Below are 16,429 nucleotides of genomic sequence, written 5' to 3' on the forward strand. Positions count from 1 at the left end.
TCCACTTGCCCGGCGGATCGCCAGGAGCCTGTTTATCTCTTCTCGTTTTTTGAGAAAAACGACGAAATTCTTTGACGCAACGGGATCACGCAGGGCGTGACGGTAGGGAGCTGCCGCCGGGGCGGGCTCCTAAAAGGGGGCTCGGTATAGCGTTGGCCCCCCACAGTGTCAAATCGAATGTTTTAGCAGGCTTTCGGCGTCGGATTTCCTGTGCGCTGCTCTGGCATCCCAATCCATTGCCCACTACACTATAAGGCGACAGATTCGAATCTGTGTCCCCAAATAGAGCAGACTGACGCTCCAGCGCCCCTCCTGGCACTGGTTTCCGGGCCCAGACCTCCCTCTCTACGGCCCCCTTATCTTTATAGGTGATGAACATGCAGCCAAACGTTCTCGCAAACCGTTGGGTGCTGATCGCTGCACTGGCGCTGGCCCTCCCGCTGGGAGCCTGTGGTGAGGATCCCCCGCCCAAAACGATCGATACCATCGACGCCGGTCCCGACGGCGGCGAAGATACCGATTCCGGATCTCCGGAAGATGGCGGTGGGGATGACGCCGACACGGACACCGAAACGGACACCGACGGGGGCGATCCCCCCGACGATCTCTGCGAAGACGTCTCATGCGAGGCCGGGGAGATCTGCGTGGCGGGTGCTTGTGAGCCGGAGCCGGAAGAAGGCTTTAGCTGCGCGGCACCACACGAGATCGGGGCGCTGGACCTTAATGCCACCACCACACTGAGCGCCAACCCCGACGGCCAGCCCAATACGCTGAAGACCCGCTGCTCTCGTGCCGATCACGATACCAGCCCCGAGGCGGTTTACAGTTTCGAGGTCACCGAGGCGGCGCGAGTCGTGGCCGAACTCACCGACTTTGGCCCGGGGCTGATCATGGAGCTGCGCGAAGATAATTGCTCCGATGCCGAGGCGCCGGGGTGGTGCAGCGAGCCCAACCGCAAAGAGTTTTTTGCCTACCCGGGCACGGAATACTTCCTGATCGTGGAGGCTCGCCGCGACTTTAGCGTGGGCGAGTTCACCCTGGAGTTGACCACCGAAGCGCTGGTCTGCGACGCGCCGGGAACCTACTCCTGCGAGGGGGACAATCGCGTGCTCTGTTTCAACGGGGAGGAGGAACGCCCCTTCGCCTGCGGAACCGGCTGTGATGCCGGGGTCTGCCTGGGCGACACCTGCGCCAACGCCCGGGAGGTCACCGCTTCGGCCACCTTTGAGGGCGATTTTTCCGCGTTCTCCAGTTCCATCAACCTGGAAGGCTCACCGAGCTGCTCGTCCGCCGGGACCGCCGGGCCCATCACGCCCGGGCAAGAGATCATCTTTGCCCTTCCCGGGCTGAGCGCCGGGCAGACCGTGGAGATTGATGCCTCCGGAGATGAGGCCTCCTCGGTGATCGGCATCATGAGCAGCTGTGAGGCGACTCCGAGCTGCGTGATGGCCACCGACACCCTCGAAACCTTTACCTTTGTGGCTCCCGCCGCCGGCGACTACTTCGTGATCGTCGATACCTTCTCGCCACGTGAGGGCATGTTCAACATCGCGATTGATATCGGTGAGGTCGGGCAGTGAAGCAGATGCGTTTTCAACACCGATCGCGTACTCCGCGCGGGGCGGGGCTTCTCCTCTGCGCACTCCTTGCCATGGGGACCGCCTGCTCCTCGGAGCCGGGCGGCTCCGAACGCCCCATCGATCGTATCGATGATGTCGGGGGCGACACCGATGCCGACGGACTGGATGTTGGTCTCCCCGACGCTGACGCCTCGGATGTAAATGATCCCGACGTCGAAGACACCGACGCGGATGCCGACCTCCCCGACGCGGACGCCGATGCCGATCTCCCCGACGCGGACGCCGATGCGGAAGACCTCGACGCGGATGTCGACGAGCCAGATGCGGATGCCGACGCAGACATTGCAGACGCGGATGCCGACGAGCCCGATGCCGAAGAGCCGGAACCCTCGTGCGCCGAGGCGATCATCGATCTGGGCGTGTTGGAGAGCGGGGTTCAAGCGGTGACCTTGACCCCGGATCTGGACGCGGTCGCGGGCCTGGGGGCCTGTCAGGGCTCGGCGAGCGCCGAGTATGTCGTCCTGCGCTTCGAGCTGCCCGCGGACGGGGTGCTGAGTTTCGACGGAGAGGGCACAGCTGTCAGTCTTCTGCAGCAGCCCTGCTCCGGAGTCGGCGCCTTTTGCGCCAGTGAATTTGGAGAGCTGAATGTGATTGCCGGTGCTCCGCTCTACGCGGCCGTGGCACTTCCGGATGTGGAGACTCAGCTCGACGTGGTCTACAGCCCGCATCAGGCCTGTGAGCCCGCCGGGCAAATGGCCTGTGTGGATGCCGGGCAGCTCGAAGCCTGCACCACGGGCTTTGCCTCCATGCAGGTGCCCATCTGGGTGACGTCTCAGTGCCCGGCAGGGTGTGAGAATGACGCCTGCGTGGGCAACTCCTGCGAGAACCCGATTGTGGTTCAAGAGAGTATTTCACTTCAGGTTCGAGGAGAGGCGCTTTCCAATACCTTCGATAACTTCGGCTCCCCGAATTGCGCCTGGGATACCCCCTCGGAGGGGCGCGACCTGGTGTTTCAGGTCGAGGGTGTCGAGGTCGGAGAGACGATCGCGGTGGAGATCGACGATCCGCTTAATTTCTACCGCGTCTCCATTCTGTCTTCCTGTGCGCAAAGTGCCGAATGCCTGGCCAGTGATGTGCCCGGGGCGGTGATGGAATTTGAGGCGTCGGAGGCCGGCACGTATTTCGTAGTTATCGACTCCGATTTGGATATTCCTGCAGCCCCCGAGATCCGCGTTGAGGTGCTCGCCTCATCCGACATTTAAGCTACCGTGCATCTATCTAAGCGCGGCGATAAGGAGCATACGATGAGTTTCGGTCTCAAAAGAGCGCAAACGTGGTTGGCCACCGGCGGCAGCATGGCAGTAGGACTGGCTGTCTTGTTTGCGTCTCCTCAGGTTCATGCATGGAATTTCGATGAAACCTGCAGCCCTACAGAGGTCACCGAGGTCACGGTTACCCGGCCCGGGGCTCTTTTTATGCTCGATCGCTCCGGGTCGATGAAGCGTGGGACGACCTACTGTTACTATAATGGTAGTTATGGTCCTCACTGTGCCCCCTCGCGCTGGAATGTGGCCAAAGGGGCAATCACTCAGGTGCTGGATGCGATGACCTCGTCCACGGCGCCAGATGAGGTGCAGTTCGGCATCGGGTACTTCCCCCGAACCTACATCCATCACCAGGTAGGCGAAGATCGTCGCAACGCGATCGTGTATTCGATGAACAACACCGGGCCTGACGGCGGTACGCCGACCGATGCCGCCATCGACGCCCTCCGGCAGAGCTGGAGTCTGAATCAGACTGACTTTCCGGCGGCCGGGGTGCTGATCACCGATGGTGCTCCTAACGATCGGGAAGACGCGTTGGATGCGGCCTGTGACCTGCGTGCCGCCGGCAAGTCCATGTTCGTAGTGGGGCTGGGGGGGGGGACCGACCAGGCCTTTAACAACAAACTCGCGGCCGCCGCCGGCAAGGGGTGCTGTGGCTCAAGCGCAAACGCGTCCTGCTCGAATGGCATCGGGACCGATCCCTGCGTGAGTGGCGGGGTTGATAAGGACACCTGTTTCGGTGCCTACCAGGCCAACGATCAGACCGAGTTCCGCAACGCGCTCTTAAGCATCGCCGCAGAGATCGCCTGTACCTTCCCCATTAACTTCTCGCAGTTCAGTAGCAACTCGGCGCCGGAGAACCCGGCTGCGGTGCTGGTGCGCATGAACACCGCCGCCGGACAGATCAACATTCCGCATCGCGACGCCAACGGCGGTCAGGGGTGGTTCTTTAACTCGGAGAACCGCGAAGAGGTTACCCTGACGCAGACCTACTGCGATCAGGTCCGCACCCCTGGCGAGGTCGACAGTGTGGAGACGCAGCTGGCCTGCGATTGTCAGCAGCCTCAGGGCGCGGAGTGTGAGGTCCCCAACGCTCCCTTCGGCGTCTGTCCGCTGGGCACCTGGATCTGTGACGAGGGCTACGATGTGTGTGAGCCCTACGCGGCGGATAACTGTCCGGTGCCCTGCTTCGGTTTCCCCGAGGGTGAGGCCTGCCATATGGACAACGACTTCCCCTTCTTTGAAGGGCCGCACACGCTGGATAACGAACGCAACCGCTGCAAGATCGGGGTCACCGTCTGTGAGAATGATCAGCCCGCCTGTGTGCCGGTCTTCGACCCGATGCCCGAACTCTGCGACGGCCTGGACAACGACTGCGACGGTCAGATTGACAACCTCTCGGCCAGCTGGAGCAAGCCGGAGTTCTCCGAGCTTAGCCTCAGCGGTCCGAACTCGGCGGCGGCCTGCATGGAGCGTGATGCCTGTGTCTGCCTCAATGGTCCGAGCGAGCACCGGGGCTCCGGGATGAGTCTGTCGCAGGAGTTTGAAGACTATCTCGAGCAGTGGACTCCCGATTGCGTCTGCTCCGAAGGGTTGGGTCAGTGAACCTCCACCGGGGCGCTCAAGAGAGCTCCCCGGGGTAGAGAACGTCTTTAGCCCGACGGATCGTGCACAAAAAAGCGCCGACTCTTTGAAAGAGTCGGCGCTTTTTCGTGCCTCAATACCCGAATTCGGCAGGACCGCCGGATTATCCGCCGGTCATCGAGAGCAGCAGCATAAAGGGGAGGAGCACTGCCAGCATGGAGCGCCAGAAGCCCATACCAAAGAGCATCCGCACCGCGGTGACTTCCAGGTTAAAGAGCCAGACCACCATCAAGAAATGCCCCAGCTCAAAGCTGCCCAGCGGCGGAATCAGCAGCAGCAGGTAAGTCGCCAGCGCGTACCCGGTGATGCGGGCGGTGATCCCCCAGCGCGCCTGGTTCACCCCGAAGATCCGCAGGGCGAAGTAGAGCATCGCCGTATGCAGAAAATAGAGGGTGAGCGCGCCCATCGGCAGGGAGGCAAAGAGTGCCACCTCGGCCAACTGCGGAGCCACGTTGAGCTCGGTGGTGTAGAGCTCGATCAGATCGGGATAGAGCGGGGAGAATGCCTTTCGCCAGAGGGTCTGGGCAAAGGTCCCCACCAGAACCGAGAGGATGCCAAAGCCGGCCGCCGCTCCCCAACGCGGGCTGGTCACCAACGCCGGGAAGAACGTGCGCGGCGAGGTCATCGCCGAGACCGCCGTGAGCACGAAGCCCGAGGGCGTAAAGCGGCGCTCGCCATGCTCCCACTCCGGGAGCGAGGGCAGGCGCTGCTGGCGGCAGGGTTTGCAGATCGCAAACCCCCGCAGATCAGCGCCATGGCATGCGCCGCAGATATCGGCCCGGCAGGCCGTGCACACGGCGATCGCCGGCGCTCCTTCATGGTGCGCACAGATGCGCTCAGAGGATGACACGTCGCGCCCGTTGCTCAGGGTTACTTCTTATTCTTCTTACGCGCTTGCTTGACGGTGCGGCGCTTGCGCTTGCGCTTGTTGGCCGAGAGCGACTTGCTCTTGGTGCCCTTGCTGCTCCCCAGCAGGCGTCCACCGGGAGGCGAATACCCCGGGGGGAGGTTGGGACCATCGAAGCCGGGCAGACCGCTGAGCCCGCCTCCCGGACCACCCCCACCGCCGGCGCCGCCCATCAGGTCGCCCAGCAGAGAGCTCATGTCCATGTCTTTCATGCCGCGCAGCTGATTGAGCTGCTTCAGACCCGGGATTTTGCCCAGCAGTCCGCCGCCACCCATGTTGCTGAACTGCTGCATCATGCCGCGCATCATGTTGAACTGCTGGATCACCTGCTCGACCTTCTCCTGGTCGGTCCCGGAGCCCTTGGCGATGCGACGCACGCGGTTGGGCTGGCGGGTGAGCACGTCGGGATCGGTGCGCTCCCGCTGGGTCATCGACTGGATGATGGCCCGGATCTTGGTCAGCTCACTGTCGTCGATGTTGGCGTCCGCCGGCATTCCGCCGCCGAAGAAGGGCATCATCTCCATGAGCTCGTTCATGGAGCCGAGCTTCGAGATCTGTTCGAGCTGGTTGTAGAAGTCGTTGAAGTCAAACTCGCCAGAGAGCATGCGCATGGCATCTTTCTCGGCGCGCTTGGCGTCTTCTTCGCTGAGCGAGCGCTCGAACTTGTTCATCAGGCCCATCACGTCGCCGAATCCCAGGATTCGGTTGGCCAGGCCTTCCGGGCGGAACTCTTCGAGATCGTCGAGCTTCTCGCCAACCCCGATGAACTTGATCGGCTTGCCGGTCACCTCCTTGATCGAGAGCGCCGCGCCGCCGCGGGCATCCCCATCAAGTTTGGTCATGATGAAGCCGTCGATCTCCAGGCGGCTGTTGAACTCTTTGGCCGTGTTGACCGCGTCCTGACCGATCATCGCGTCGGCCACCAGGAAGATGTTCTCCGGAGAGGTGGTCTCGACGATCTGCTCCAGCTCGTTCATCAGCACATCGTCCACCGCCAGACGACCGGCGGTGTCGAAGAGGATCACGTCGCGATCCTGCTCCTTGGCCAGAGCAATCGCGTCGTTACACACCTTCACCGGGTCGCCACCCTCCACCGCGTGCACCGGCACGCCCAGCTCCTGGCCGAGCACGCGCAGCTGCTCAATGGCCGCCGGGCGGTAGACGTCGGCGCCGACGAGCAAGGGCTTTTTGCCATGCTGGTCCATCAACAGACGCGCCAGCTTGCCGGTGGTCGTCGTCTTACCGGAGCCCTGCAGACCGACCATCATGATCTTGGTCGGCCCCACGCGCGGGTTGGTAAAGACAATCGAGCTGTCGACCGGCCCCATCAGGGCTTCGAGCTCGTCGTGGCAGATCTTGACGAAGTGATCGCCTGGCGAGACCTCCATCTTGCCCTGAGTGCCCTTGGCCTTGACCTTGACCACCTCGCCCAGCGCCTTTTCTTTGACGCGATTGATGAAGTTTTTGGCGATGCGGAAGTTGACATCGGCCTCCAACATGGAGCGGCGGATGTCTTTGAGCGCCTCGTCGATATTCTCTTCGGTGAGCTCGCGCTTGCCTTCAAAACGCATGCGAACGTCGCGAAAACCTTTCGCGACAACGTCAAACATAGCCATGTCTTGTCCTCGTATCGGGAGCCGTATGCTGGCGAATAATGCGTACCGGGGCCTGCCAGAGGTCGCGCTCCTGGGAGGGGGGAGCGCCACGGCAGGCCAAGCCCTGCGAGGGAGGAAGCATGCCCCGTCCGCGTCGCCCGGGCGCGCGCTTCAAAGAAAGCGCCGCGTCACCAGGGCTATCTGCGGACCGGTGTCAGGTCGGCGGCCAACCTAGACACGGGGCCGGCAGCTGTCAATCAGGTCGCCGGCCGGGAAAACTTGCCCGGGCTCTTTGGGGCGTTTATAAGCGCAGCGAATGCGGCCCGGCCCCGGGCCCTGCCTGCCCAATCAGACTTCCGGTGCTCGACGAGAAGGCACCGCGCAGAAGCGGAGAATCCCATGCGTGCTGGACGCTGGCGTCACATTCTGGCGGCGACCCTGGTGATGGCGGGGCTGTGCGCGGGATGTAAAGAGGAGCCCCGCGACCATCTGGTGGAAGGGCAGCGGGCGCTGGCGGCCAAAGACCCGGAGCTGGCCGAGGAGCATCTGGAGCGTGCGCTGGAGGCCCAGCCCAAGCTGCTGGAGGCGCGCCGCTTGCTCGTCGACGTCGACATTCTGCGCGGAGATTACGCCGGTGCGGAGGCTCGCCTCAACGAGCTGTGGCGCCAACATGGCTTTGAAGATCCCGAGAACCTGAGCACCGGCGGGCGCGGGGTGCGCCGCCTGATGGCCGACCAGTACAACCGGCTCTATCGCAGCTGGGCCCAGGCCACCGACCGCCGCACCCACCCGGAGGTCTTTGAGGAGGTCGCGCTTAAGGCCCTCTCCTCGAAGAGCCGCGATACCGGTCTCAATGAGATGCTGCGCGAGTTCTACCGGGAGCGAGCCGATCACTTTATCGAGCAGGGCGATAAAATCGCCGCCGCCCAAGAACTGGAAAAAATCCAACGCCTGCGCACCTTTCCCGATACACGCCGTGAGTATCTGGAGCAGGCCCATCGCCTGCGTCGGGAGGCGTTCTTTGAGCAGGCCGAGGCCCGCTTTGTAGAAGAGATTCAACCGGAGCTGGAACAGAACGGGGCGTTTGATGCCGAGAGCCGGCAGGTGCTGCTGGCCATTGAACAGCCGGTGGACCGTCGCCTGAGCCCGCGCAGCGAGGAGTCCCTGGCCCAGGCGCGGGCCATGGCCCAGCAGGCCCTGGTTCCCACGCTCGCGCAGCTGGCCATTTCGATTGGTGGGCTGGATGCAGAAAATGTGGATATCACCGCAATGGAGGTTCCCCGGGGGGAGATTCAACAGGAGCAATTTCGGGTGGGGCGCTACGACATGGTCGCCGCCTTCTCGCTGGAGAGTCTGATCAACATGGCCTTTGAGTATGGCGAAGACCAGCGGGTGCAGGGCCCCGAGGAGCCCGGCGCTGAGCCGACCGAAGCGCTGCCCGATGCCGGGGCTTCGCCGCCCTGAATCCGGGCCGGATCAAGGGGCGGGCCTTTTCCCTTGACTTCGAAAAGCGGGCTAGTCCATATCAGGCCCGCTGCCGCACGACCCATCGACCCAAACGGACGCGGAGAGACTGCCGATGAGCCACGAAACTGAGGAAGAAGTGGAAGAGTCCTTTGAGGAGTTTGACGACGGTTTTGACCCCGGTCTCGATGACGATATCGAGATCGACGAAGACTTCGACGACGAGGAGGAAGCCGAAGAAGATTTCGTCCCTGCAAAATCGTCTTCTAAGAAAGACAGTGACCTGGTCGACGCCAACTACGCCGACGTGGTCAAAGCCAACCCCAAGCGTCTGAGCACGGCCCAGCAGAAGCAGGCGGCTTCGGTCATCGAAGGCATCATCAGCCATGCCGAGCTCAGCGATCCGGAGGGACAGGCCCGCGCCTGGAAGAAGCTCTCCGATACCTTCGGCTCGGCTCACGCGCGTGCCTACAGCATCGCCACCGAGCTCACCGAGAATGACGTCATCGACCATCCCCGCTTCGGGGTGGGCTTTGTCGTGCAGCTGCTCACCCCGACCAAGGTCGAGGTGATCTTTGAGGACGGCCTCAAGAAGCTGGCGCATAACCTCCAGCGCTGAACGTGCCCCCGGGGATGCCGGGGCGGCTTGAGGGTGGTGGCGAGGCGACAAGCCAGGCTTGTTCGCCTCGTCCTGTTTTGGCCGCCCGGCGACCGGGGCCTCGGAATAGCTTCGGGGAGTGCGGAGTTCTTTGGGGGCAACGATCGCCCGCTGACCCACATTTGTTGATTGAGGCGCCTTCACGCACAGCCCCCCCACACGGGGCAGGGGAACTATGAGCGACGCAGTTAAATCCATCACGCGCAACCGCAAGGCTTACCACGACTATTTTGTCGACGATGAGCTGGAGGCCGGTCTGGTGCTTCTGGGCTCGGAGGTGAAGAGCCTGCGCCAGGGGAAGGTCAACCTGACCGACGCCTACGCGCGTTTTGATAAGGGCGAGCTCTATCTGGTCAACGCGCATATCAGCCCCTATGAGAACGCCACCCATATCAATCACGAGCCCGAGCGGGTGCGTAAGCTCCTGATGCATAAGCGTGAGCTGCGCAAACTTTCCAATAAAGCCAACATCGCCGGGTTTACGTTGATCCCGCTGGCGCTGTACTTCAAAGGCAGCACCGTCAAGTGCAAGATCGGGGTCTGCCGCGGTAAGAAGCTCTTTGATAAGCGCGAAGACCTGCGCAAGCGCGACGCTGCTCGCGAAATGGCGCGTAACCACGCCCGGAATCACCGGCGTTGAATTTGCTCCGTTGACAACGGTGCACATCCTTGTAGCATCACGACCCTGCGGCGCGCCTCTTCACCGACGCGCGGGTCATCACCGCAGGTAGCACTACCCCTTCTGGGGGCGCACTGGCTTCGACGTGGATACGGCGAGGTACGTGGCGTGTCGGAGGTCTCAGTAACTCCGTTATTAACTGCTGAGAACGTTATAACTGCCAACGATGACGCGCAGTTCGCGATGGCCGCGTAAGCAGCTTTTCGCGACAGATGCTCCCTAACCGGAGCCCGTTAATCAGAGCTTTGCCTGTGGGCTTTGCTTAACGACATACAGCAGGCTTGGCGAGTCGGGCTTCATCCTTCGACGCCTCGCGACATTCCGAAGGGTCCTCGAAGAACATGGCCTGTCCGTGGACAGTGGTCGGAGAGGTAAAAAGTGAATCGCGGACTACACACGTAGAAGCGTACATTCAATGGTTCGCGGACGCGGGTTCGATTCCCGCCGCCTCCATTCAATAAAGGCCCGACACTTGAGAGAGTGTCGGGCCTTTGTGTTTTCCCGGGCAACTTCGGCATCTCGCGTCTACCCTCATCATGGCGAGAAGAGCGTATCAAGGCCCTCGATCGCCCTCCATACCGCGTCGATTCGGGGCAGGTTGCGAATGCTCAGGGGCGCCACCAGATAGAGGTCCATCACCGGCGCCGGGGGCAGATCCAGCTCCAGGGGCACGAGCTCGGGATAGATGGTGCTCAGGGATTGTGTCATCAGCGCCACGCCCTGACCCTGGCGGACCAGCTCCGCCTGCATCAGGTAGCTGTTGGTCGTCCAGCGGGCCGGGGTTCCGACGTGGGTCTTTCGCCAGGCTTCTTCCGAGGGGGAAAATCCGGGCATGCTGACGTCAATCCAGGGCAGGGCATCGGGGGCGACGTGGCGCCAACGCTCCAGACCCAGCACCGCCGTAGGGAGCTGCGCGACGCGTTGCACCGCGTATTCACCGCGGTGCGGACGCTCGAATCGCAGCGCCAGGTCAGCCTCGCGGCGCATCAGATCCACCGAGGGATATCCGGTCAGGATCTCAAAGCGCAGGTGAGGGTGGTGTTCGGAGAGCCCGGGCAAGACACGCGAGAGCACGAAGACGGCCAGGGCCTCGGTCGTGGCGATGCGAACCAGCCCGCCGACCTGGGCGCGAAGGTCCTGCGCCTGATCTTGAATTCGCCGGGAGCGTCGGGCCATCTCTTCGGCGTCTCCGGAGATGCGGGCGGCGGCTTCGGTGGGGACGAGCCCCTGGGAGGTTCGCTCAAAGAGCGCGACGTCGAGGACCCGTTCCATCTCCGCGATGCGTCGGCTGACTGTCGATTGTTCTACCGAAAGAAGCCGTGCGGCTTTGGTGAAACTTCGCGTCTCGTAGGCCGCCAGAAAGTAGCGCACGCTCTCCCAATCAAACATCTCAAGCTCCCTGCGCTTCGTGCGCGTGAGTGGTACGTCGCAAGCGATCGTTGACGCCGCGTCTGCTTCATGGAGCGTCGCGCGTGATGGGCTTTGCCCGCGCCGCGTTCATGGTCGCATCCCACGGTGGCAGCATCTGCCCGGAATATGGAGATGCATCGATGCATAGTGGCTATCGATAAGCTGCGGTTCTCATGTGCGACCGCATGGCCATAATGAGGCGTAGGAACCCCGCTTACAAGGAGCGTAACCATGCCTGACATTCTCGTGATCGATGCCCACCCCGACCCCTCACCGCAGCGCTTCGGACATGCGCTGGCCGAGGCCTACGCCGACGAGATCCGTGGTGGCGGGGCCCCGGTACGCGTACTTCGGTTGAGCGATCTGAGCTTTGAGCCTGTGCTGCGCGATAGCCGTGACATCCCCCAGCCCTGGGAGCCGGACCTGCATGACGCCATGGAGGCCATCGCCCAATCGAGGTGGGTGACCCTTGTGTTTCCCACCTGGTGGGCCGGGCCGCCCGCGTTGCTCAAGGGGTTCATCGACCGGGTGATGTTGCCGGGCGTCGCGTATCGCCATGAGGGGAAGGCGTTGCCCACGGGGCTGCTGGCAGGTCGAGGCGCCAGGATCGTGACCACCATGGATGCGCCGAGCTGGTGGTACACGCTGGCCCATCGCCGATCGGTGCATGGCAGCATGATTCAGGGGACGCTGCGCTACGTCGGGTTCGGGCCGGTTCGGGATACGACCGTGTACACGTTGCGAGAACTCTCGGAGGAGCAACGCGAGCAGAAGTTGCGTCAGGTGCGCATCGCCGCGCGCAAGGACCTGGCTCGCGCGCGTACCTGTCAGCCGGTCTACGATGAGGTGCTCGCTGACGCGCTGGCGATGCGGGCCCCCCGGGCTGAGGGAGCGCTGGCGAGCGTGCAACACTCCTTTTGATGGGGATCGCAGCCCTTCGCCGCGTGCCGGATGCTGCCCTCATGTGCGTGAACGCCCGATCATGACACGGCTACCTGGCGAGTCAGGAGGCGACGACCACCTCGGCGTGGCGAAGCACGGTGCCGTCGCTGAGGCGAAAGCCCGGGCGGACCACCTCCACGATCTGCCCCCGGGACAACGCCTCGCTCTCCCGTACATCCACCGCCTGGTGCAGCCAGGGGTTTAAAGGCTCGCCGACCTTGCCCAGGAGTTCGACGCCTTCGTCGCGTAGAAAGCGCACAAATTGGGCCTCGATGCCCAGAAGGCCCTCGCGCATGGGGCCTTCGCTGTGCTGAATGGCGCGCCCCAGCGAGTCCATCAACTCGCCAAGGCCGCGGAGCAGGCGCACGCGCTCCTGCTGGCTGGCCTGCTCGGAGGCTTCGCCCACGCGCTCCTGGAGCGCTTTGGACTCGGCGATCAAGAGGGCAATTTGCTTTTCGAGGGCGGCGCGCTCGTGGTCGACCGGGGGCGGCGGGGAGGGCTCCGCGGTATCGCGGGGGCGCTGGTTGTGGAGTTCTTCGCGCAGCCGCTCGCTCTCACGGTGCTCCTGGCGAAGGCGTTGCTCCAGGGCGCGCTTTTCGAGGCGCTCCTGGCGCAGCGCATCCTGAAGCTCGGTCTGCGTCTGCTCGTAGCGTTTGACACGGGCTCGAAGCTCTTCGACCTCCTGAACCAGGGCGTCGAGGACGTTCTGGGTGAAGGCACTGCCGCGGCGCATCAGGTCTCGGAGATGAAGTCGCATGGGGAACTCGCGGAGTAGAGTGTCGTGAGCGGTGGTAAGCGAGCGCGCATCAGCCGGGCTTAGCGCTGCTCCTGACCCTCGGTGGGCCGTGGTACAGGGAGCGATGCCCCACGCTCGGAGCCTTGCAGCAGACGGTGTTCCCGAACGTAGCTGGCGTGAAGGTCCTCAAAGGTGGTGATGAGGCTCTGACGTTCGCGTTCCACGGCGTCGAGAAGGTTGCGACGGGTGCGAAAGAAGGTGCGAAAGAGAATGCGATCGCGGTAGACGCGGACCCTTCGCCACCAGCGCAAAAAGGCCAGCCCGGCCGTCGGTAGGCTGAGCACGTAGAGGGCGATCCACCAGGGGGAGAGATCGGTGTGCACCCAGAGCGCCCGGGCCTGCAAGGCATAGAAGAGAGGAAATGCGATCAGGCCGGCGACAAAGCCGGCGATGGCAACGATGGGCTCATCGGGGGCGCGTCTGGCCACCGCGCGGACCAGCAGCGCGGGAAGCACGTTGTTGAGAAACCCAAAGAAGGCCAGCGGCCCAAAGAGCACGACCAGCAGGGTCAGCTTGAGCGCCTCGCGGTGACGGGGGCGATGCAGGGGGTTCTCGGCCAGCAGTCCGTCACGCAATTTCAGCTGCGCGAGATGATCGCGGTAGCGGCGAACATCCATACGAACCCGAGCCACCCGCGCGGGGGCCTGGTGCTGATAGTGCGCCACGGTGTTGGCAATGCGCTGCTCAAGCTCAAAGCGGGCCTCCAGATCGGTGCTCTCCCGGGGGGCCTTCTCCGAGGGGAGAGTGGGGCGGTCGAGGCGATCGTAGAGCTCCGGGGCGATGTCTTCGCCCCGGGCCAGCTGGGCCTGGAGCTCAGTGCCGTACATCGCGGCGATGTCGGCCACCAGCGCATGATCGCGCTCGTCCTGAATATGCGTGGAGAGCCGGCGCATCTCTTCTTGTAGCCGCGCGGTCAGCTCGCGCACCGCCTCCCGGGGGGCCTGGTGGTACTGCTCGGCATACCCTTTGACCTCAATCGGCTCGCCGAAGCGAAGCAGCACCCGGGAGTGCACACGATCGCGATCCTCAAAGTTCAGTCCGACCGGCTGAATACGGGTGCCCAGCGTAAAGCCGTTGCGCGCCTCGACGGCCAGCGCGATACGCGCCGTGCCCGTTTTCAGCTCCCGGATCTTGCGCTCCAGCGAATTTCGCCCCTCGGGAAAGATGCCGATGCAGCCGCCTTCTTCGAGCGCGCGGTAGGCCTCTTCAAAGCTGTCGGCGTTCTGGGACGTGCCCCCACCGTCTTCGGCGCGGTAGATCGGGATCACTCCGAACTCGTGAAAGAGCGTGCGGGCGGCCAGATTTTTAAAAAGTCCGCTGCGCGCCATGTACCGGATCTGGCGGCGAGTCTGGGTGCCGAGCAGCACCGTGTCCATGATGGAGTTGGGGTGGTTGGCCGCAAAGATCAGCGGTCCGCTGTGTGGAATGAGCTCCTGACCGGAGGCCTGAATCTCCGAGAAATAGTACCTGACGGCTCGACGTAAGAGGCGTCGGGTTACGCGGTAGAGTCGAGACATTCGTGAGCCTGGCGTTCGTGCGGAAGAGCGTGTGTGGGGGAGCGTCGGCGGGCATCTTAGCGGTGGGGGAGGTCGGGGGGAAGACACTCCAGCGCCCGGAACGCCCCCCCACTCAACCCGAGCGCTCCACAAGGGATCCGAAACCGTCACCACTCAGCCCGGGCTCGCCACGCCGGTGCTCAGAACCCCGCGTGCAGCGCGAGCCAGCCGGTGTGCCCCACCTCGCCAGCGGCGAAGGTCAGGTCGTAGTTGGGGATGAACTTGAGCGCGTGGCCGTCCAGAAAGAGCGTCGCCCCCAGGGTGACGCGCTGGGTCATCACGCCCCGGTTGTTGAGGATGCCGTAGCGCGCGCCCGGCCCGAGCTCCATGTCGTTGAACACCGGGAGGCGGTATTGGCCGTGCACGTACGCGCCCCAGTTCAGCTCCTCGGAGGCGTCCTGGTCATTGGGAGAGAGCAGCACCTCGCCCTGCACGTTCCAGGTGTCCGTCCAGTAGTGAAGGCCGAAATCAAGGGTATGGGGGTGGGGCGCGGGCTGCACGAGCGTGGCGCCGGTGGGGTCGTCTGGTGAGGCGATGCGCGCGTTATCAGCGAGCACAAGGCCGAAGTAGGCCAGGTGGATGCCAAAGCCCTTCTCAAAGCCCAGGTTGGCGCGGGCGCTGATGTAGTTGCCATCGCCCCCGGGCAAAAGCGCGCGCTCGGTGGCCTCGGGCATGAACCACCCCAGCCTCAGATTGAGCGCGGCCGTGCCCAGCGGGAGCGTGCTGATGACCTCCGCGCCGGGGAGACGCGCCCGGGTGAGGGCGCGCAGCATCGAGCGCTGCGCAAAGGGGATCTTCGAGGCCGAGACGGCAAACTCCAGCGCGGTGGGCCGGCGGTAGATGCCCGCGCGCAGGTGCAGTCGCTGGCTCGGCCGAAGCTCCACGTAGGCGTCCAGAAGCCGGAAATTGCCCGAGGCCCCCTCGCCACTTACATAGCCCTTGCCCCAGGCGTTCTCCATGGAGCCGTAGAGGCGCGCGAACTGCACAAACGCCTCCTGGTTGCGCCCCTCGCTATCGCTCTCCAGGACCCAGCCCACGCGGGCCATGCCGCCCATGCTCAGTTTGAAATCGTCATCCTCGACGAGGGTGAAGGCGCTGGCCGGGAGGCTGGTCAGGCTGAGCGCTATGGCGAAAAAGAGTGCGATCCACTTTGAGTTCATCCGATTGTTCCTTGCCCGAGAGGTTTTTGGGGCGCACGGCCGGGGGCGCGCCGCTGCGCTTCCATAGGTGGGCACCGCCCGGCGTGAGGTCAACGGTGCCGAGTGCCCCAGAGTGACGCTGAGGGCGTCGACCGGGATGGTCGTAGCGCGGGGCTGGGTCTGGCGCCAGGGTTGTGCTGGTGCTGGTGCTGGTGCTCGTGCTCGTACTCGTGCTCGTACTCGTGCTCGTACTCGTACTCGTGCTCGTACTCGTGCTCGTTCTCGTACTCGTACTCGTGCTCGTGCTCGTACTCGTACTCGTACTCGTGCTCGTGCCGGTGAGTGTCAACATAGTTGCCGCCTCATCGAACTACGCACAGCCCTCCATCTCGAGCCTGGAGCGCGTGAGTTTTGAGGGGTTCAGATACACCTCAGCCGGGGACTCCCAACAGCGGACTGCACCGGTCCAACGCTGGGGATGGCGGCGTTTCGCGGCCTCGTAGACACGACGGCGCGCGGCGAGTTGGGCTGTGTCGTGGCCGTGATGCCGCGCGCTCGGGGTGACAAAGCCGATGGCGCTGTGGAGGTGCTCGTCGTTGTACCAGTCGCTGAATCCGTCGACCCAGGCCTGCGCTTCTTCGCGTGTTTTAAAAGGCTTCTGGGGGTACTCCGGCCGGTATTTAAGTGTGCGAAAAAGCGCCTCGGAGTAGGGGTTGTCGTCGCTGACACGGGGG

General features: G+C 63.6%; 14 protein-coding genes and 1 other RNA gene. 8 read left to right on the top strand and 7 right to left on the bottom strand.

What is annotated here, in order from left to right:
* The first annotated feature begins 377 nt into the window (after positions 1–377).
* The 3 genes from DL240_RS16185 to DL240_RS16195 are packed head-to-tail and all read left to right on the top strand — an operon-like array spanning position 378 to position 4,510.
* Complete coding sequence (locus tag DL240_RS16185) at positions 378–1,580, top strand: hypothetical protein (RefSeq protein WP_111730943.1); 1,203 nt, start codon at positions 378–380, stop codon at positions 1,578–1,580.
* Between the two features lie 5 nt (positions 1,581–1,585).
* Positions 1,586–2,842, top strand: a complete 1,257-nt coding sequence (locus DL240_RS16190; RefSeq protein ID WP_146618356.1) for a hypothetical protein — start codon at positions 1,586–1,588, stop codon at positions 2,840–2,842.
* 42 nt (positions 2,843–2,884) lie between these two features.
* Entirely contained in the window at positions 2,885–4,510 is a 1,626-nt protein-coding gene (locus tag DL240_RS16195) for a vWA domain-containing protein (protein ID WP_111730945.1), read from the top strand.
* A gap of 142 nt (positions 4,511–4,652) precedes the next feature.
* Here DL240_RS16195 and DL240_RS16200 read toward each other — a convergent pair whose 3' ends face one another.
* Complete coding sequence (locus DL240_RS16200; protein WP_158542649.1) at positions 4,653–5,399, bottom strand: B-box zinc finger protein; 747 nt, start codon at positions 5,397–5,399, stop codon at positions 4,653–4,655.
* A gap of 20 nt (positions 5,400–5,419) precedes the next feature.
* A complete protein-coding gene (gene ffh, locus DL240_RS16205; RefSeq protein ID WP_111730947.1) occupies positions 5,420–7,066 on the bottom strand; it encodes a signal recognition particle protein in 1,647 nt (548 codons plus the stop codon).
* Positions 7,067–7,450: 384 nt separating this feature from the next.
* Between ffh and DL240_RS16210 the strand changes: the two genes are divergently transcribed.
* The 4 genes from DL240_RS16210 to ssrA all read left to right on the top strand — a co-directional run bounded on the left by DL240_RS16210 (position 7,451) and on the right by ssrA (position 10,308).
* Complete coding sequence (locus DL240_RS16210; protein ID WP_111730948.1) at positions 7,451–8,515, top strand: tetratricopeptide repeat protein; 1,065 nt, start codon at positions 7,451–7,453, stop codon at positions 8,513–8,515.
* A gap of 115 nt (positions 8,516–8,630) precedes the next feature.
* A complete protein-coding gene (locus tag DL240_RS16215) occupies positions 8,631–9,134 on the top strand; it encodes a hypothetical protein (protein WP_111730949.1) in 504 nt (167 codons plus the stop codon).
* Positions 9,135–9,348: 214 nt separating this feature from the next.
* Complete coding sequence (smpB, locus tag DL240_RS16220; RefSeq protein WP_111730950.1) at positions 9,349–9,813, top strand: SsrA-binding protein SmpB; 465 nt, start codon at positions 9,349–9,351, stop codon at positions 9,811–9,813.
* Positions 9,814–9,917: 104 nt separating this feature from the next.
* Positions 9,918–10,308: a transfer-messenger RNA gene (gene ssrA / locus DL240_RS16225) on the top strand.
* A 78-nt stretch (positions 10,309–10,386) separates the two neighbouring features.
* On the opposite strand, the gene DL240_RS16230 is transcribed toward ssrA, so the two are convergent.
* Positions 10,387–11,241, bottom strand: a complete 855-nt coding sequence (locus DL240_RS16230) for a LysR family transcriptional regulator (protein WP_111730951.1) — start codon at positions 11,239–11,241, stop codon at positions 10,387–10,389.
* Between the two features lie 252 nt (positions 11,242–11,493).
* On the opposite strand from DL240_RS16230, the gene DL240_RS16235 reads away from it, so the two are divergent.
* Entirely contained in the window at positions 11,494–12,183 is a 690-nt protein-coding gene (locus DL240_RS16235) for an NAD(P)H-dependent oxidoreductase (RefSeq protein WP_111730952.1), read from the top strand.
* An 82-nt stretch (positions 12,184–12,265) separates the two neighbouring features.
* On the opposite strand, the gene DL240_RS16240 is transcribed toward DL240_RS16235, so the two are convergent.
* From DL240_RS16240 to DL240_RS16255, 4 genes are all read right to left on the bottom strand, one after another.
* On the bottom strand, positions 12,266–12,961 hold the full coding sequence (locus tag DL240_RS16240; RefSeq protein WP_111730953.1) for a nucleotide exchange factor GrpE: 696 nt from the start codon (positions 12,959–12,961) through the stop codon (positions 12,266–12,268).
* A 59-nt stretch (positions 12,962–13,020) separates the two neighbouring features.
* Complete coding sequence (locus DL240_RS16245; protein WP_111730954.1) at positions 13,021–14,517, bottom strand: lysophospholipid acyltransferase family protein; 1,497 nt, start codon at positions 14,515–14,517, stop codon at positions 13,021–13,023.
* Between the two features lie 179 nt (positions 14,518–14,696).
* On the bottom strand, positions 14,697–15,716 hold the full coding sequence (locus DL240_RS16250) for a hypothetical protein (protein WP_111730955.1): 1,020 nt from the start codon (positions 15,714–15,716) through the stop codon (positions 14,697–14,699).
* A gap of 349 nt (positions 15,717–16,065) precedes the next feature.
* On the bottom strand, positions 16,066–16,429 hold a 364-nt coding region (locus tag DL240_RS16255; protein WP_146618367.1), incomplete at its 5' end, for an integrase core domain-containing protein.

This window comes from Lujinxingia litoralis, assembly GCF_003260125.1.
In the GTDB taxonomy this organism is placed as follows: Bacteria; Myxococcota_A; Bradymonadia; order Bradymonadales; family Bradymonadaceae; genus Lujinxingia; species Lujinxingia litoralis.